At 41.2% G+C, this 17,303-nt stretch carries 16 protein-coding genes, 2 pseudogenes and 1 other annotated feature; of the genes and pseudogenes, 15 read left to right on the top strand and 3 right to left on the bottom strand.

What is annotated here, in order from left to right:
* Positions 1–153: 153 nt before the first annotated feature.
* The 3 genes from HPY74_14695 to HPY74_14685 all read right to left on the bottom strand — a co-directional run bounded on the left by HPY74_14695 (position 154) and on the right by HPY74_14685 (position 4,051).
* Complete coding sequence (locus HPY74_14695) at positions 154–318, bottom strand: hypothetical protein (GenBank protein NSW91892.1); 165 nt, start codon at positions 316–318, stop codon at positions 154–156.
* Between the two features lie 202 nt (positions 319–520).
* The gene (locus HPY74_14690) at positions 521–2,992 is read right to left on the bottom strand and encodes a heparinase II/III family protein (GenBank protein NSW91891.1); all 2,472 of its coding nucleotides are present in this window, start codon (positions 2,990–2,992) and stop codon (positions 521–523) included.
* A gap of 375 nt (positions 2,993–3,367) precedes the next feature.
* Positions 3,368–4,051, bottom strand: a complete 684-nt coding sequence (locus tag HPY74_14685; GenBank protein ID NSW91890.1) for a transposase — start codon at positions 4,049–4,051, stop codon at positions 3,368–3,370.
* A gap of 456 nt (positions 4,052–4,507) precedes the next feature.
* Here HPY74_14685 and HPY74_14680 point away from each other — a divergent pair, with 456 nt between their 5' ends.
* The 15 genes and pseudogenes from HPY74_14680 (at position 4,508) to HPY74_14610 (ending at position 16,744) form a co-directional block, all read left to right on the top strand.
* Complete coding sequence (locus HPY74_14680) at positions 4,508–4,837, top strand: helix-turn-helix transcriptional regulator (GenBank protein ID NSW91889.1); 330 nt, start codon at positions 4,508–4,510, stop codon at positions 4,835–4,837.
* 114 nt (positions 4,838–4,951) lie between these two features.
* The gene (locus tag HPY74_14675) at positions 4,952–5,329 is read left to right on the top strand and encodes a GGDEF domain-containing protein (protein ID NSW91888.1); all 378 of its coding nucleotides are present in this window, start codon (positions 4,952–4,954) and stop codon (positions 5,327–5,329) included.
* Between the two features lie 399 nt (positions 5,330–5,728).
* Positions 5,729–6,352: pseudogene (locus HPY74_14670) on the top strand (helicase-exonuclease AddAB subunit AddB).
* A 149-nt stretch (positions 6,353–6,501) separates the two neighbouring features.
* Complete coding sequence (locus HPY74_14665) at positions 6,502–6,714, top strand: KTSC domain-containing protein (protein ID NSW91887.1); 213 nt, start codon at positions 6,502–6,504, stop codon at positions 6,712–6,714.
* A 30-nt stretch (positions 6,715–6,744) separates the two neighbouring features.
* Positions 6,745–8,454 carry a hypothetical protein gene (locus tag HPY74_14660; GenBank protein NSW91886.1) on the top strand — a complete coding sequence of 570 codons (1,710 nt, stop codon included), beginning with the start codon at positions 6,745–6,747 and terminating at the stop codon, positions 8,452–8,454.
* Positions 8,455–8,474: 20 nt separating this feature from the next.
* Positions 8,475–9,725: pseudogene (gene sbcD, locus HPY74_14655) on the top strand (exonuclease subunit SbcD).
* A complete protein-coding gene (locus tag HPY74_14650) occupies positions 9,706–11,322 on the top strand; it encodes an SMC family ATPase (protein NSW91885.1) in 1,617 nt (538 codons plus the stop codon). The pseudogene sbcD and the gene HPY74_14650 overlap by 20 nt, the downstream one beginning before the upstream one ends.
* Before the next feature lie 93 nt (positions 11,323–11,415).
* On the top strand, positions 11,416–11,955 hold the full coding sequence (locus HPY74_14645) for a hypothetical protein (protein ID NSW91884.1): 540 nt from the start codon (positions 11,416–11,418) through the stop codon (positions 11,953–11,955).
* Positions 11,928–12,179 carry a ParB N-terminal domain-containing protein gene (locus HPY74_14640; GenBank protein ID NSW91883.1) on the top strand — a complete coding sequence of 84 codons (252 nt, stop codon included), beginning with the start codon at positions 11,928–11,930 and terminating at the stop codon, positions 12,177–12,179. Before HPY74_14645 ends, HPY74_14640 begins: the two co-directional genes overlap by 28 nt.
* A gap of 491 nt (positions 12,180–12,670) precedes the next feature.
* On the top strand, positions 12,671–12,823 hold the full coding sequence (locus HPY74_14635; GenBank protein ID NSW91882.1) for a hypothetical protein: 153 nt from the start codon (positions 12,671–12,673) through the stop codon (positions 12,821–12,823).
* Entirely contained in the window at positions 12,823–13,872 is a 1,050-nt protein-coding gene (gene rsgA / locus HPY74_14630; protein ID NSW91881.1) for a ribosome small subunit-dependent GTPase A, read from the top strand. The genes HPY74_14635 and rsgA overlap by 1 nt, the downstream gene beginning before the upstream one ends.
* 122 nt (positions 13,873–13,994) lie before the next feature.
* Positions 13,995–14,747 (top strand): methyltransferase domain-containing protein, encoded by a 753-nt coding sequence (locus HPY74_14625; GenBank protein ID NSW91880.1) that lies wholly within the window; start codon positions 13,995–13,997, stop codon positions 14,745–14,747.
* Between the two features lies 1 nt (position 14,748).
* On the top strand, positions 14,749–16,008 hold the full coding sequence (locus tag HPY74_14620) for a methyltransferase domain-containing protein (GenBank protein ID NSW91879.1): 1,260 nt from the start codon (positions 14,749–14,751) through the stop codon (positions 16,006–16,008).
* A 151-nt stretch (positions 16,009–16,159) separates the two neighbouring features.
* The gene (locus HPY74_14615; protein NSW91878.1) at positions 16,160–16,540 is read left to right on the top strand and encodes a methyltransferase domain-containing protein; all 381 of its coding nucleotides are present in this window, start codon (positions 16,160–16,162) and stop codon (positions 16,538–16,540) included.
* Between the two features lie 15 nt (positions 16,541–16,555).
* Positions 16,556–16,744 (top strand): hypothetical protein, encoded by a 189-nt coding sequence (locus HPY74_14610; GenBank protein ID NSW91877.1) that lies wholly within the window; start codon positions 16,556–16,558, stop codon positions 16,742–16,744.
* A 181-nt stretch (positions 16,745–16,925) separates the two neighbouring features.
* Positions 16,926–17,020 (top strand) — a sequence feature (possible 16S ribosomal RNA but 16S or 23S rRNA prediction is too short).
* The last annotated feature ends 283 nt before the right edge of the window (positions 17,021–17,303 follow it).

Here is a 17,303-nt window from a genome sequence, read left to right as displayed (position 1 = left end):
AGGATTTTGTGCAAATTAAAGTTAATAATGTTGTGTACATTATTAATGTAACATCAAAAGACCTTAAAAGTAAACAGGTAAATGATGTCACAGATCCAGTAGCAACAACCATTTGGGACAAATTAAGCGCCTAATATATGAATTTTTCAAGGTTCAGTTAATTTTGCGTAAGTACTGTATATAAGATGGGTTGGACATTTTAAACTGCGCTGCAGATATCCACAAAATGTCTTTAGTATGTGGTGGATTGAAATCAAATCCAATCCTTGGAGGATCATTAAAGTCAATGACCCGCTTAATTATTTCCTTCGGATTCATTATCATATTCCTCCTGATATAATTCATCTGTCCATAATACATATACTATCATCTGTATATTCTGTATATAATATAATATAATACATGTACTACCATATACTACTATACTATAGGATTTATCTCTTACTGCAGGGTTTTTCTTCTACTGCAGGGTTCGTTTCCTGCTGCAGGGTTTGTCTCCTGCTATAGGGGTTATCTCCTTCTATAGGGTTTGTATCCATTCTCCTGCCTTTGCTATCGCTGAAAAAACTCTTTTGCCCTGCTTGCTAATATTACATTCCAGCTTGCCATCCGGTGTTATGGCAATCGCTACTTCCTCATCTCTCCGGCAGAAAGTCCAATGATTTTCCCTTTCTATCCTCCATTCCGGTTCCAGCCCACCGGGAACCACCTCTATGGCCGTCAATAAACGGTGGGATGTTTTTGCCCGAGAAAGCATTCGCAGAAGATTGACCGGGTGTTCATGGGAATCAATTCCTTCAGGTTCCATAGTCACTTCTTCGGGAATCCAGTTTACCGGAATAATCCTCAAGAAAGCCTTGCTTCCTTCTATCCACACTTCTTCTCCCCTATCTCTCATGCTGCCACGAGAATTAACTCGAAAGCTTACTGGCATAGCAGTACTTATTATGAGTTCATCATCGAAAATATATAAATTGGGTGTTGGAGAGAAGACACGTCGAATATTGACATCAAATAAACCTTTCTCCCAAGCCTTTTTGTTGTCGCTGGTCAACATAACAATCTCTTCTACCTCAAGTGCACAGGTCAATTTTCCTCCCGGAGCATTCCCGGGTTGACGGATCAGGGTTCCGTCTGGTGATTCCGGATACAGGAGATTATGACGACCGGCAAATTGGATAAGAGCGGTTTCCGGATGATCGTATCGAGTTACCCCTCGGTCGATGGCCAGACTCTCTCCTTCCACCTCCAGTATAAAGCTTCCCTTATCTTGATGATAATGGCCCCCATAGGTAGGTCCACTGCAGAAATGAAAATGAATATTGCCCAACCGGGAATCTGTACGAATAACTCCAACTTGACCTGTAACCGGGAGCAGTTTCCACTGAGGATATTGGAAATCACAACCCTCATATTCTTCCGGTGGGAGAGAGAATATCAAGGCATATATATCCGGTTCGATAGTACCGGATTGGAGCATTCTACCATACAAAGCCTTCCATTCATTCTTATCGGATATATGACAATAAGCACCTACCAAACTAAGGGCCAATGATTTGTCAGCATGAGCATCATTAATTGGAAGATAGCTAGTTCCATTCCCTGCAATAGACAACATGCTTAAAGCATAATCTCCGGTTTTTGCTATCGATGGGGGAATATAATCCTTAAAAGATTTGTTGCGAAAACGGGACAGAGTATAGAATATTGGAATGGCAGTGGAAAAAGTATAGTTCCAATAGCTAACACCTTCCAAAGTTCCTCCATCCTCCTGGATATATGCATTCACCATATCATGCAAATCCTGTTCTGCCTCTTCAATCAAACTTTTGTACCGGGGATATTCCGGTATCAAAGAAAGCAATCCAAGAATTCTGCCCGAACTGAATACAATTCCCTGATTCATGCTGCGAATATATTCCATCCGTTTAAAATCTGATTCAATGCGAGGCAGCCCCTTCATGATTATGGCATCCTGAATGATCTGTTTCCCATGGGGTGTTATGCAGAATCCTGCCCAATCCAGCACTAGGGCGCAAGCCGTACAATAGATTTCTTCGGTAAAAGAGCGATGATGCCAGGTGGCTCCTGGAAAAACTCCCATTATGCTCTCACACCAATATTCGCAATGAGCAGCAGACAGGGCCATTCGGGCTGCCATCCTGGACATCTCCATATTTTCGTCAATCAATCCTACCAGAGCTAGTCGTTCCATCTTTCCAGCAGTGCACGTTAACTTCATATCCCGATTGCGACACCATCGTCGGTCCGGTTTGGGGATATAGGTACCGATTTCGTCTTCAGGATTGAGTTCCATATCGGCTAAAGCCTGCTTGCGTATCTCATCATAGATTTTTTTCAAAGGGCCGGCTTTAACCCTCCGCCGAAGTTCTTCTAAATCTTTTGCATCAAAGAAAATCCCTATCTGTGGTATAGGTTGCCCGGATTGCTCTCGTAGACAACCTGGCCAATCGGGAGTATAAGGCGATTTCCGGGCTTCCATCTTATTCTGCTCTTCCCGATTGGACAAACCCAGCCAGAGGAGAGAAATAACGGCCGGTTGATTACCTATCATAGAAAACTCCAGCCGCACTTCTGTCAGCCACCTTCCTCGAATATCACCATCATATTCATCAGTATTGTCCCGCCCGGTAACCTTTTCTATAAAGTTTTGCATCTTTCCATCTACCCGCCCGACTACAGTCATGCACACCCAGGAGGGGATAGAAGCAAACACCCTGAAAATATCATAGCCTCCTATATCTATATCACATTTTCGCTCCATCACAATTGCGGTTTTCCCCGGCTCGCTCTTCTCAATCACCACTTCCACAGCGCACCAGGTCTGGCGCACCTGACCTTTCGCTCCATCATCTACCGTTACTTTATATTGACCTAATAAGCTGTTTTTATTATCCGGATGTTCACTGGAACCTCCATCCCAAAATGGCTCAATGATGGCTTCGGCTTGATTAATCGATACAACTCGCATTTCTATCCCTCCATATTTTTACTCTTCTCTCCATTATATCATCAGATATCATTAAATCTATGATACAATTTAACATTTTCTGTTTTTTCTTTACTATATGACACAAGGGGACAGTCCCCCTGTGTCATATGCGAATATTGAAATTGTAGACTATTTGAGCACTTTTGACCAATTAAATTTGTCGCATCAATGTCGCATCAAAGAAATTTGTGTTTAACCCATCTGCAAGCTCCGTATGGCTCAGTGTAGGCGGAGAAATTGTTGAAGTTAAAGGTGGTCAGCAGATAAAAATCGAGTAGGAGCTGAATAATTATTTTATTCAGCGTCCTCTCACACCACCGTACGTACCGTTCGGTATACGGCGGTTCAATAGAATTAGTGTACTAATGAATATCTTTCTGAGATTGGTTGTAAACCTAATTTCTTTAGTCCTTTGCTCTGTATAAATTTTAGAAGGTCTTTTGAAGAATACCACGTATCAAATGTTATGAAATCGAAAGGTATTGCCGATATAATAGACGATTCTAATAATTCTTGCGCAAGCTGCAGTTTGGTTTTGAAGGTTTTGTTGAACTTCTTGGCGGCTTTTTTGTCCAGGTAGACTTTGAAGCCTAATGGAATCCGCACGATTCCATTACTCCAGAGAAGTACAACAATTTGGATTCCATACACATACTTACCTGTTGTATGATCCTTGATCTTGAAAACATAATCTGTATGCTTGCTATTTTCTTTATGGAGCAAAACATCATCTATTATCAGCCAACCAGAGACAGGCGTTTGTGCCTGAATCACAGACATGAAGAATAGTATGATGCTTTGGAAGTTATCGTGCAGAGTACAAATAGCCCTTGTTATAGTATCGTGGCTGACTCCAAGAATAACATCAGTAGCCATGTTTGCTGTAGGATTAATAATCGAAATCAAACCTACGATATAAACCATTATACCTGTTGTTAGGCCTTTGTTAAGGCTTATCGTATATTTGATCATAGTAAGGAATTTGCTTAATTCCTTTGCATAAGCAAATTTTTCAAAAACAATATCCTTATTTTTCATTAGGTAGTCTCACCTTTTATCATTAGTTATACTATCTATATCGGAATATCTGTCAATGCTTACACAACCATATTTTCAAGGTACAGACTGCTTAAAAGTATTGATTATCAAGACCTATATAAATTTGCGAAACTACTGTAATTGACACAAGAATATGGTACAATTGACTTGTCCCATTGATTATTTAATGAAATTGCTGATACAAATCTATAATACGTGGTTGGTTTCAAGACCTTACTAACTATGCTATATTGCAGTTCATTGAAGCAAACAAATCCAAAAGAGTCTATTTGTGCCGGACATTAGCCCGTACTGTCTTTGAATATACTCAAATGCACCATTTAAATCACATGATAGGATATAAAGGTAAAAACGTTATAGTAAATAATAGCATGTACAATAAGATTGTTTTTATTTGGATAACTTCCCTGTATGTTTATTATAGGGGGTTGAGACATGGACTATAAGGCTATAGGGCAAAGAATAAAACAAGAACGAAATAAAATGGGACTCACGCAATTTCAGCTTGCTGAAAAGGTTGATATTTCACCGCAGTATGAGGGTAAGATAGAACGGGGAGAAAAACAATTTTCATTTGAGACTATTGCAAAACTGTCTGTTGCATTAAATACTTCACTGGATTATCTTGCATTTGGCCATAGAAATGGTTCCCAGAGTCCGGAAAGACTGGAATTGGAGATATTGGTCAATAAATTGTCGGAAGGGCAAATAAGTCTATTAAATGACATTATTCGCGCTATGCTGGTGCACAAAAACAGAATGTAAAAATAAGGGTTAGAATACTATATTACGGTTAATCTACCCTAAATTTATATAAACAATATGTACCATTTTTCAACAATTATCAGTGTGGTTTTCGGATTCTGGCTGAAAAGAATAATGTTTTATGCTTATAAAGATCCGCTGACAGGACTTTACAACCGCAGATATTTCTATGAAAAGTTGGAATCAGATCTAAAGATGTTAAACAGATCAAATAGTAATCTATCCCTTTGTATAATTGATATCGATCATTTTAAAAAGGTAAATGACAGGTACGGGCATCTAGCTGGGGATAAGCTCCTGACTCGAGTCTCAAAAATCCTTAAAGCGAATTCCAGGGAAATCGATACGATAGCACGATGGGGAGGAGAGGAATTTGCTGTTATTCTCCCTGATACTAACAATAACGGAGCGTTAAAGTATGCAGAGAGGACCAGAAAGATAATAGAAAAATCAGCAAAATGTTTTGGCGCTATACTGTATGTATTGGCGTAGTAACAGTTAATAAGCCAATAGATATGGATGTTCTATTTGCAAAAGCAGATACGGCATTATACCAGGCAAAAAGAGTCAGGAATAAGGTTGAAACAGCTATTTTCCCTTTATGTGAAGCTTCTCAAGAATAAATATATGGGTGGTATATATGGCTATTGTTAATCAATTAAAGACAGAAATTGAAGAAATCAGACATCTATTGAATGCAGTTATTGCTGACATGGGTGTCAATGAGTGAAATTACAATATCTTATTGGATATAAGCACAAGAATGGATAAACTGATTCTGGAGTATATGAAAAACGGGGTGGGTTAATTTTGCGTTATATGGTAAAATAAAACATAGGAATACATAATCAATAGATAGATATTGGAGTCAAAACGTATGAGTTTGAGGTTATATATGGCAGGGCGGGCAGTGGTAAAACCCGTTTTTGCCTTAATGAAATCAAGTCAAAGATCGCTGTCGGAGCCACGCAGCCGCTGATCCTTCTGGTCCCGGAGCAGTTCACCTTTCAAGCGGAAAGGGATCTGATGACTGTTCTGAAAACAGGCGGTATTCTTAAAACTGAGGTTTTAAGCTTCCGGCGTCTGGCCTTCAGGGTCTTCAATGAAGCGGGCGGCATTACCTATCCCTATATCCATCCGGCAGGCAAATGCATGATCCTTTACAGAATCCTGGACAAAATGCGGGACGGCTTCCAGATGTTTTCAAAATCTGCCGACCGGCAGGGGTTTGTCAATACGCTTTCCACTTTGATTACCGAGTTCAAGCGGTACAATGTAACACCGGAGGCCCTGGATAATGCAGGTAAAGGACTTGAAGAGGACAACCCGCTGAAGGACAAGCTTATGGAGCTTACTTCCATTTATGCTTTATTCGAGAAGACCCTTGCAGAGAGATACAGGGATTTGGATGATGACCTGACCCTGGCTTCGGAAAAGCTTGGTTCCACTTCGCTTTATGACGGCGCCGAAATCTGGATTGACGGGTTTGCTGGCTTTACTCCCCAGAAATACAGGATGAGATCGGAAGGCGTCATGTCGGTGAGCGTGGGGAAACTGGACTATACCGATACCGATTTTGTGAATTTTTTATGTAAGATATTGTAAGGCATGGCCGAAAGCGGTATAATTTTGTTGGAAAAGTATGCTAAACTTGGAGGGATAATATGAAACGAATTTATGTGGAGTCAAGTAATTTGAGATCAGTTGGATATGACAGTACAACAAAGATACTGGAAGTAGAGTTCAATTCTGGTGGTATATACCAATACTTTAACGTTTCAGAAATTGTTTTTCAGGCACTTTTGGCTGCAGACTCAAAAGGACAGTATTTTCATAGAAATATTAAAAATATATATGCTTACAAACGAGTTGGATAATTACTTTATTTTTTAAAGATGTATAAAAAATTGAGAAAACATTTTCAACAAGATTATGTGACTTGGTCACTTGTTAAGATAGGAGAGTATAATGAAGTTGCTTCTCAGTTTGAGAAAATAATTGATAAAGTTAAAGTAAGTAAACTATACGCCCTTGTTAATGACCTAGAGAATTTATTTGTTGATAGATGTCCTGTATGTGAAACACCTATTAATGGCACTGAATACAAAACATTTTTAAATCCGTATGAAAATGCACGTGAAAAACTAAAAGAATTTGAGTCAATAGCTGAGATTGAACAAAAGAAAGAAAAACTCCAGCAAAGTATTATAGATGACTATGAAATTTTAATTGCAGATGTTAAGCTTATAAATGAATTGGCAAATGAGTTTGGAGTAAATCTATATATTTGTTTTACACAGATTGCTGAAGCTAAAAAAAAGAATGAATTTAAATCATTTATTCATTTGTTTTCTGAAATGGCTAATGAAGTTATTAATAAACGTAATACTATTGAAGAATTAATAAATACTGTAAATCTTGAAAATGAGAAAATAATATCTACAAATAGTTCATTAAATGTTTTCATAGATGAGAAAAAAGCTTTAGAGGAAATAGCAAATAAAATAATTAGTATCAAGACTAGAGAAAAAGATTATAATGATAGTATAAAAAAGGGTAACGATGCTATTAGAGCATTTAATAAGCAAAATGAACAATTATTGAAAGAAGTAGAAGAAGAAAGAAAGCAAATTGAAGAAAATAGGAGATATTTAGAGGCTTACAATGTGTTCTTAACAAAACTTAAAAATTATAAAGAACAATTACCAATAAGCATTGTTAAAAATTTGAATGAATATACTAGGGATTTTTATAATGCTATTAATAGAGACGATAAGGATTTTGATTTACTTGAAAGAGTGGAACTTCCTACAAAACCAGGTGATATTATCAAAATATACTTTAAAGATGCACCAAATAAGGCTGAAAATGCATTGCATGTGTTAAGTGAAGGACATATTAAATGTTTAGGTCTTTCGATACTACTTGCGAAAAACGTAAGTAATCATGTTCCGGTTATTATTTTTGATGATGTTATTAACGCGATTGATGATGATCATAGAGGGGGAATTAGGGAGCTTCTTTTCACAAATGAGAACATTAATCAAAAACAAGTGATTATCACATCACATGCTGAAGAATTTGTAAAAGATTTAGATAATCATTTTACACAGAAGGATTATCAATCTTTAGTTAACAAAATAACTCTAATGCGACCTAATAAGCAAAACATAGAGTATTTTCAATCATCATCGCATTATTTAAAAAAAGCCAATGAGGCGATGGAAAGAAGTGAAAAAAGAGAAGTACTTAGGTTTTGTAGAAGTGCTTTAGAAAACATTACTGATAATCTATGGAATAAAATAGTAAAGTCATATAATATTTGTATTACTGTACAAATGAGAAAACCAGAAGGGCCTCCTGATTTAATGTCAAAGGTTTCAGGCTTGAGAAAATCTATTGAAAAAGATATAAAAGATACGAGACTTGAGAATATAATTACCCTATATAAATATTTTGAAGGATTAGAAACAAATAGCAATAGAGTTTGGACATATTTAAATAAGGGTGTTCATGACGAGACAGATAGACAGGAATTTGATACATTGATTGTTAAGAATGTACTTGACAATATGCTGTTATTAGAAAATGAGGTTAAGAATTATAAGGGTAAATAAAGTACATACGGAGGTCACCCATGCGCATACTTCATACATCCGACTGGCACCTGGGCAAGAATCTTGAGCACATCAGCCGTATTGACGAACAGCGAGAATTCATCGACTGCCTGTGCAAAACGGTGGAAGAGCAGAAGATAGATCTCGTCCTGGTTGCCGGTGACATATACGATACATACAACCCCTCTGCCGCGGCAGAGGAGCTTTTTTACGACACCATTGACAGGTTTAATGACAAAGGGAAGAGGGCGATTGTCGTGATTGCGGGAAACCACGACAATCCGGAACGCCTCTGTGCTGCCAGCCCGCTGGCATATAAAAACGGCATCATTCTACTGGGTTATCCCGGAAGCGATACAGGTATATATAAAACCGGCAGCGGAAGCATAAAAATTGCCGATTCCGGACCGGGCTGGCTGGAGCTTTGTGTGCCCGGCTGTGAGCACCATGCCGTGATCATTGCCCTCCCGTATCCTTCGGAATCCCGTCTGGAAGAGATACTCTCCCAACAGGCGGATGAAGGAATTTTGCAGAAAGCTTATTCCGAAAAAATCGGATGTATCTTTTCTTCACTCAGTCAGAAATTCCGGGATGACACGGTAAACCTGGCGGTGGGGCATCTTTTCCTCAGGGGAGGAAAGGAGTCGGAGTCCGAAAGGACGCTGCAGGTAGGTGGAGCTTTGACGGTGGACCCGGGAATTCTGCCCTCCAACGCCCATTTTGTCGCGCTGGGACATCTGCACCGTCCGCAGGAAATCCGCAATAGCCCGTGCCCGGTGTTTTATTCCGGCTCTCCTCTTGCTTACAGCTTTTCGGAAGCAGAGCACAGCAAAGCTGTATACATCATTGACGCAGTCCCGGGAGAAAAGGCGGATGTCAGGCCTTTTTACCTTGACTGCGGGAAACCCTTGAGAAGGTGGATTGCCGAAGAGGGAATCGGACAGGCCATCCGGTGATGCGAGGAGGGCAGGGATTTGAATGCCTGGATTGACCTTGAGATAGTGATGGACAGGGTTTTGACGGTGGAGGAGCAGAAAGCCTTAAGGTTATTGCATCCTGGGATCATCAACATCCATCCCAGATTGAAATCCGAAGCTGTGGAGGTCACAAGCCCTCAAAGCAGAGAGGGAAAGAAAATCGATAAACTGTTCAAAGACTTCTATAAATTCAAAATGCAGGCTGAAATCTCGGACGAACTGATGGGTGCCTTCATTGAAATCTTAAATGAGGAAGATGAGGAGGTTATAGCGGATGAGACCGAAGCTTCTTGAAATAGAAGGGCTGCAGAGCTTTCGCGATGCTCAGAGAATAGATTTCGAAGCCCTGGGCGAAACCGGCCTGTTTGGAATTTTCGGGCCTACCGGAAGCGGCAAGTCCACTGTCCTTGATGCCGTTACCTTTGCCTTGTATGGCAAGGTGAAGAGGGCGGATGGAGGGACACATGGCATCATCAATACAAACATGAATACCGCCATGAATACCGCGAAGGTTTCATTTACCTTTGAACTTATGAAGGACGATACCAGAAAGACTTTCAGGGTGGAGAGGACGTATCAGAGGAAGAAAGGTACGGCAAACTCCTGCGAGCCTAAGATTGCCCGGCTCATTGAAATCACCGATGTCGGCGAAATACCGGTATGCGATAAGGCAACCGATGTGAGCAACAATATTAAAGAATTGCTGGGCTTAAGCCATGAAGACTTTACCAGGGCTGTTGTGCTGCCGCAGAACAGCTTCCAGGAATTTCTCCTTCTGAACAACTCGGATAGAAGAAAAATGCTGGAAAGAATTTTTTATCTTGAAGAATACGGAAAGCAGCTGCAGGATAAGCTGACCCGCAAAATGGCCAGACTGAAAAGCCGGATGGATGTCCTTTCCGGAGAATTGAAGGGGTATGCGGATGCCACCGATGAAGCCCTTGAAGAAGCCCAAAAGGCAATGGAAGCGGCCGTGTCCGAAAGAAGCAAGGCGGAAAAGGAATTGAAGCTGCTGGAGGCAAAATACAATGAAGCCAGGGAGGTCTGGACCCTTGTCCGGGAGCTGTCGCTTATCGAACAGAAGGAGCAGCAGCATCTGGCTTCCGCAGATATGGTTGCAGAAAAAAGAGTGCGGCTGGAGAAGGCTGTGAAAGCAGACGGGCTGCTGGAGATGGTCCGGAAAAACAAAGAATTGAATGAAAAGTTCCGGGAGACTGAAAGACAACTGGAGGAAGTCCTGGCTGCCCTTCCAGGTGTCGTCGCAGGCCTGGATGAGACCCGGCGGAAGCATGAAGGGGTCAAAAGCGAAGCTGCGGCAGAACAGCCGAAATTGGTGGGCTTAAGGACAAGGCTTGTGGATGCTTTGGGCATAAGGGCGGAAATACAGGCCATTCAAGGGAAAATAAGCGGGCTTCAGGTTTCCTCGGACAGGCTTAAGCTCGAAATCGCAAATAAAAGTGGGGCTATAGCAAAGGAAACAGGGGAGCTTGAGGCTCTGGAACAGAATCTTGGCAGGCTTAAGCTGGAAATGGAGCCTTTGAAAACCGATCCCGGATACCGGCAGCAGGTCCAGGAGGGAGCGAAGCTTGAAAATGAAGTCGAAACCCTGAAAGGAAATGTAAAAGAGCTTGAGGACAAGGCGTCTGCCCTGAATAGTACCGTTGGCGGCCTTGAGCAAAAACTGGACGGGATAAGAAAAGAAATTTCACTGTCACAAAAGACGCTGGAGGATTTGAATGCGGAAAAGCTGAAGCATGAAGCGTCCAGGCCTGAAGATAAAAACTCGGTCTTAAAATACATAGATAAGCTTCGTTCCCTGCAGGCAGTTTATGATGTCTTAAGTCTCAGGAAAAGTGAATTAGATGGAATGGAATCAAGAATTGCAAAGTAGCGGTCAGCACTCAGGGAACTGACGCAAAAAGCGCTGCTCCTTAACGAAGACAGGGAAAAAGCCGGCGCAGTCTTTGAGCAATGCAGGCTGGAGTTGGAGAATGCAATCAGGGAGATGGACCGGAACGATGCCTATATGCTTTCGAAAAATCTGAAAGAGGACGAGCCCTGTTCTGTCTGCGGGTCGGAGCACCATCCGAAGCCTGCCGGCCATACGGAAGGTACGGAACTGACGGCGCTTGAAAAACGGGTTGAGAATGCAAGAGAAAAGCTGGTTGACGCCGAAAGGGCTTATAGAGAAGCCAAAAAAGCAGCTCTTGTCGCAGGTGAGCAGGTAAAAGCCCTGGCCGGGCAGATTGACCAGGCAATGCAGGAACTGGAGGTGAAAAATGTTGAATATGATACGCAAAAACGCAGGCTTCCTGAAGAATTAAGAGAACTTGGACTGGAACTAATCCGCCTAGAACTGGAAAAAATGAATGGTGCCGGTGCCGAAAAACTCCAGGCTGTTGAAGCCTGGGAGAAAAAACAGGAGGAATATAAAGAGGAGCTTCAGAGGCTCAATGAAATAATGTTGTTGAAAAATACAGGAGAGAATCATCAAACATTAACGAATCATATCTTGATTCTGTAGACTTAACCACTCCTGTAATTATTGCCGAAATTTGCCCCGGGATGTACAATTTAATTGATGGTCACCACAGAATTGAGAAGGCTTACAGAATAGGTTTGGAGAGCATTCCGGCGTATAAGTTGAAGGCGAGGCAGCATATTCAGTTTTTGACGTCTACAGAAGCATATCATAGTTATGTTGAATATTGGAATTCAAAAATTGTGGATGGACACAAGCCATTTTAAATGGCTATAGTAAGACGAAAACTCTCTATTGACAATGTTTGGAATCCTTTGTACAATAAAACTGATGCAGTATACCGCAAGCATTAAATTTAAATAAGAAAGGAGTTGTTTTAATGTCCGTAAAAAATGTTGAGGTGGTTTTTAAATAATTAAATATTGGCACAGGTACACAAAAATACCGTTAGCGGTCATGGGACAATACACCTTTCTGAACAGGTAGTATTCCTTTATGTTAAGGAATGTCCCATTTTGAATAAGGTTTTGTTTGTGTTGCCTATGCAACTTCTTTCGAGCAACCTGAATCGTGTATTTAACAAGTAGCAACACGCATGAGTAGCGTGTTTTTTTGTTGCTTTCATACAAGATGAAGGGACACACCTCAGTAGGAGGTATGTCTCTTTTGAACCCGCAGGTGGTCGTTATCTGCGGGATTTTTATACGCTTTTTCAGGTTGCGGAATGATGCAAATTCAAATACCGGGAGTGATGGCTATGATAAGAAAGAAAAGTACTTTTGATTATATCAAGGAAATCCGCGGTAGCTGGGTGATCAACCCCAGGACCAGGGTGCAGGAAAATAATTTGAAGAACAAAAAGAAACGCAGGCAGGAAGAAAAGAAATTGATAAAGGATGGATTTGAATAATGAGTATAAAAGATTATGGATGGGATGAATATTTTGAACGGGAATGGAATCAAAGATGTACGGATGGTATGTTCCCTGGAAGAATAGTAGCAGACTATGGGCAAATGATTCGGGTGGCTTCCGATTCAGGGGAGCTTCTTGTAAACAGACCTGTGAAGAAGCTTGATAATGATCTGCAACTGGCGGTTGGAGATTGGGTGGCATTGGAATATACTGCACAAACTCAATCGGCGTGTGTTCGAGCTGTTCTAACGAGGAAAACAAAGTTTTCAAGGGCTGCGGCCGGAATTGAAGCAAAAGAGCAGATTGTTGCGGCAAACGTAGATATCGTCTTCCTTATCCAGTCGTTGAACAGGGATTTCAATATGAGGAGGCTGGAAAGATACCTGATTGCAGCATGGGAAAGCGGTGCCATGCCGGTAGTTGTGCTGACCAAGGCTGATTGCTGTGATGATGTCGCTGATAAAATGGCGATTGTATATTGTACTGCACCGGGAGTGGAAGTTCATGTCATCAGCTGTGTAACTGGGGAAGGAATTGAAGAGATAAGAAAATACTTTGTACCGGGAAAAACTGTAGCTCTGCTTGGTTCTTCCGGTGTTGGCAAATCGACATTGGTAAACACGCTGGCAGGGAAAGAGCTTTTAAAAACACGGGAAATCCGTGAAAATGACGGCCGGGGAAGGCATACCACCACCCGTAGGGAACTTCTGCTTTTACCGGAACGAGGATTGATCCTGGATACACCCGGGATGCGCTCATTATCTCTATGGGAGGCAGATTCCGGTATGGAGGTTATGTTTGGTGATGTTGAGGAGTTGACAAAGCTGTGCCGTTTCCATGATTGCCAACATCGGAGTGAACCGGGGTGTGCCGTCAGAGAGGCACTGGACACCGGAAAACTGGAAATGAAGAGGTGGGAAAGCTGGTTGAAGCTGCAAAAGGAGCTGGCACATCTTGAGGCCAAGAAGGAAGGCAAGCTGCGGCTTCAGGAGAAGCAATGGGGCAAGCAGATTGCAAAATTTCAAAAGCAACTTGGAAAGCATTAAGGACTTATAACATTAAGAATAGAAGGGGAGAGGAATTACAAATGGTCAAATTTTGTCTATTTTAATTTGTGCTTTGAATATTTAAGTAAAACACAAAGTGTTAAAGAGGGGAGAGAAGACAAATGGAAAGAAACCATATTTTATGGACGGAAAAGTTTCCAAGAACCAATAAATATGATCCTGATTGGATTATTGATAATTCCATGGGACCTAATGCGCTTTGGCTTACTGAATGGCTATGCCAGGCAATTGATTTAAAGCCAGGGATGAGAGTGCTGGGTCTTGGGTGCGGTAAGGGTATTAGCAGTATATTTTTGGCAAGGGAGTATGGGCTCCAGGTCTGGGCTTTTGACTTATGGATAAAAGCCACTGAAAACTATAAGAGAGTAAAAGAATGGGGACTTGAAAAAATGATATTCCCGATACACGGAGATGCAAGGAACATGCCATTCGCTGAAGGTTTCTTTGATGCAATAATATCGGTAGATTCCTATATTTATTTTGGCACTGATGATTTATATTTAAACTATTTACAGAACTTCATTGTTCCACGTGGCATTATTGCCGTTGCACTTCCAGGGCTTATGAAAGAATTTGAGGATGGTGTACCGGAGCATTTAAAAGACTTCTGGGGCCAGGACTGCTGGAACTGGCATACCTGTGACTGGTGGAAAAAGTTGTGGGACAGAACCGGACTGGTGAATTTTTTGACTGCTGATATCCTACCTGATGGCTGCAGTATGTATGCAAGGTGGAAGCAGGCACAGGATGAGGCAGGTAAAAACCCATGGCCCAAAGATACGGAGATACTAAAGAGGGATGCTGGTGAATATGTGGGATTTATAAGGCTGGTGGCGGAAAAGAGGTGTGTATGATATGGGACTTAATTGGATGGACGTATCAAATTTATCTTTTAATACATTGCTATTATTTGAAAAAGTACATTTTAAATGGCTTCCTCAAAGTGGTATTGCTAAACGGGGGAGGAATGAGCTTGCAATAGCATTTAAAGCAAATCCGGCTGTAGCCTGGTATGCAAAAAATAAATGTCCGGAAATAGCAGAGTGGGTTGATCAATTGGTAGATGAGGTTTCGAATGTACAATTGAACAATCATCTGGTTAGACAGGCTGAAATAGAAGTTATGGAAGCTTTAAATGATTGGATTGTATATGTGGTAGATCCTTCTGTATATGATGCCCAGCCATTTTTAAACTGGAACTCGGATGAACTGCTTAAACTAACTGATTTTAATGAAAAAACAGTTGTTGATATTGGTGCAGGAACGGGAAGGCTTACTTTTACAGTAGCACCTTATGCAGATTGTGTATATGCGGTAGAACCTGTATACAACTTAAGAGAGTATGTTAAGAAGAAATCCATGGAAAAAGGTTTTAACAACGTTTTTGTTACGGATGGGCTTATAACAGATATTCCATTCAATACAGGATTTGCTGATGTTACCATGTCAGGCCATGTTTTTGGTGATAACTTATTAGGGGAATGGAGAGAACTGGAACGCATAACAAAGCCCGGCGGGATTGTGATTCTATGTCCTGGAAACAACGATAAGGATAATAATGTACATTCTTTCCTTATAGATCAGGGTTGTTCATGGTCATGCTTTGAAGAACCGGGTGATGGGATGAAGCGGAAATATTGGAAAACAGTACAGATTAGCGATTACATGGCAAAAAGATTTATTCACAATGCAATTCAATGGGCAAAAGAGCAGCTTGATTCAACGGATTACAAGTTTTTATGCCTCGCCTTTGTTGAGGAAGCATATGAACGCGGTAATTCTATAGAAATATTCGGTGGTTGCTGTGCGAAGGAATCGGCTGATATGTATGAAGCACACCTTAATAAAGGTATACCGCCTGAAGGGGCCTTTGTTTTCTATGATTGTCATGGGACAATTAACAATGAATATAAAAATTGGGGTCATGTAGGATTATGTATTGGTGAAGGGAATATCATTCATGCCTGGGATAGGGTGAGAATTGACAACTATCTTGATATGCAGAATCTCCAAGCTGCAGCAGGATGGACAAATCCGAAATATATTGGCTGGACCCCTGTGAAGCGTATATTATCGGGCTTTAAACAGAAAAAATGGGAGGAGCTTAAAAAGTGAAAGAATTACAAGGTTATTATTGTACAAAGATGAAAGGGGATAGAAGCATGATAGAACGATTCAAACGTTCAGCCAAATATGATAAAGGTTGGATTGATGAAAACAAAATGGACCCAACCCCGTATGGCTGATGGAGGAACTCTGTGAGCATATGAAATTGGAAAAAGGTATGAAGGTTCTGGATTTAGGATGTGGTAAGGCGCTCACTTCCATATTCCTGGCAAAGGAATTCGGTGTGCAGGTATGGGCTACAGACCTATGGATAAATCCGGAAGAGAATTGGAAGAGAATAAAAGAAGCAGGGGTAGAGGACCTTGTATATCCGGTTAAAGCAGAAGCTCATTCACTCCCGTATGCAGATGCTTTTTTTGATGCCATTGTCAGCGTGGACGCATACCACTATTTTGGTACCTGTGACTTATATCTGATGTGGTACCTGAAAAAGCTTCTAAAGCCTGGCAGGGAAATAGGCATTGTTGTTCCGGGGCTTACCCGTGAATTTGGGAAGGGTTTGCCTGAAGAGCTTAAATGATATTTTTCTGAAGATATGTTTACATTCCACTCTGCAGAATGGTGGAGAAATCATTGGGCAAGGCACAGCTTTGCCGATGTTAAGCTTGCATGTGAGGTTGAGGATGGAAAGAGCATCTGGTATGAGTGTTGTGATAAAGAGCTGCTGGATGCCGATATTAATAGCTATTTAACACTTATAAAAGTGGTAGCTACCCTTTCCTGATTGGGGACGACGCCTTTTGACGGTGAGACAGGTGCACACTTACTGCTGGAAGGTGGGGAGGCCCGCCTTACAGTGGCCGGCACAATTAATTACCGGGGACATTCCCCAGACCAGTGAGGAATACCACGTGTTCATACTACAGAGGAAAACAACATGCGGGTGTGCCCCCGTACCTTTAACGCTGGTCGTGGTACGGATTTGCAGATGAAATATGCCACAATGAAGCTGGAAGCAGAAGTAATCGCATACTTAGAAGAGGTATGCGGTGAATAAGTCAATGCCCTGTTCAAGCCCGTAGTCATTTAGGTATATAATATTATATCCTAACCCGGACAAGCCGGAACCAAAAAGGTTTGTAAGAAGTCAGAATTCAGGAGTCAGGGGTCAGAATAAGAGGATGGTTTAGTAATAAAAAATGTTTATAAACTCGCGCCGCACATGTTATAATGAAATCATACTATGGACAAAGGTGTGAGGACATGCTTATTACAGAAAGATATAGAGAAAAAATCTATGGAGTCATATCGTGTTACGACAGGATTGTGATTCAGGGGGTAAT

The sequence above is a fragment of the Bacillota bacterium genome (assembly GCA_013314855.1).
Classification (GTDB): domain Bacteria; phylum Bacillota; class Clostridia; order Acetivibrionales; family DUMC01; genus Ch48.
This window is presented reverse-complemented; position numbering and strand designations above follow the sequence as displayed.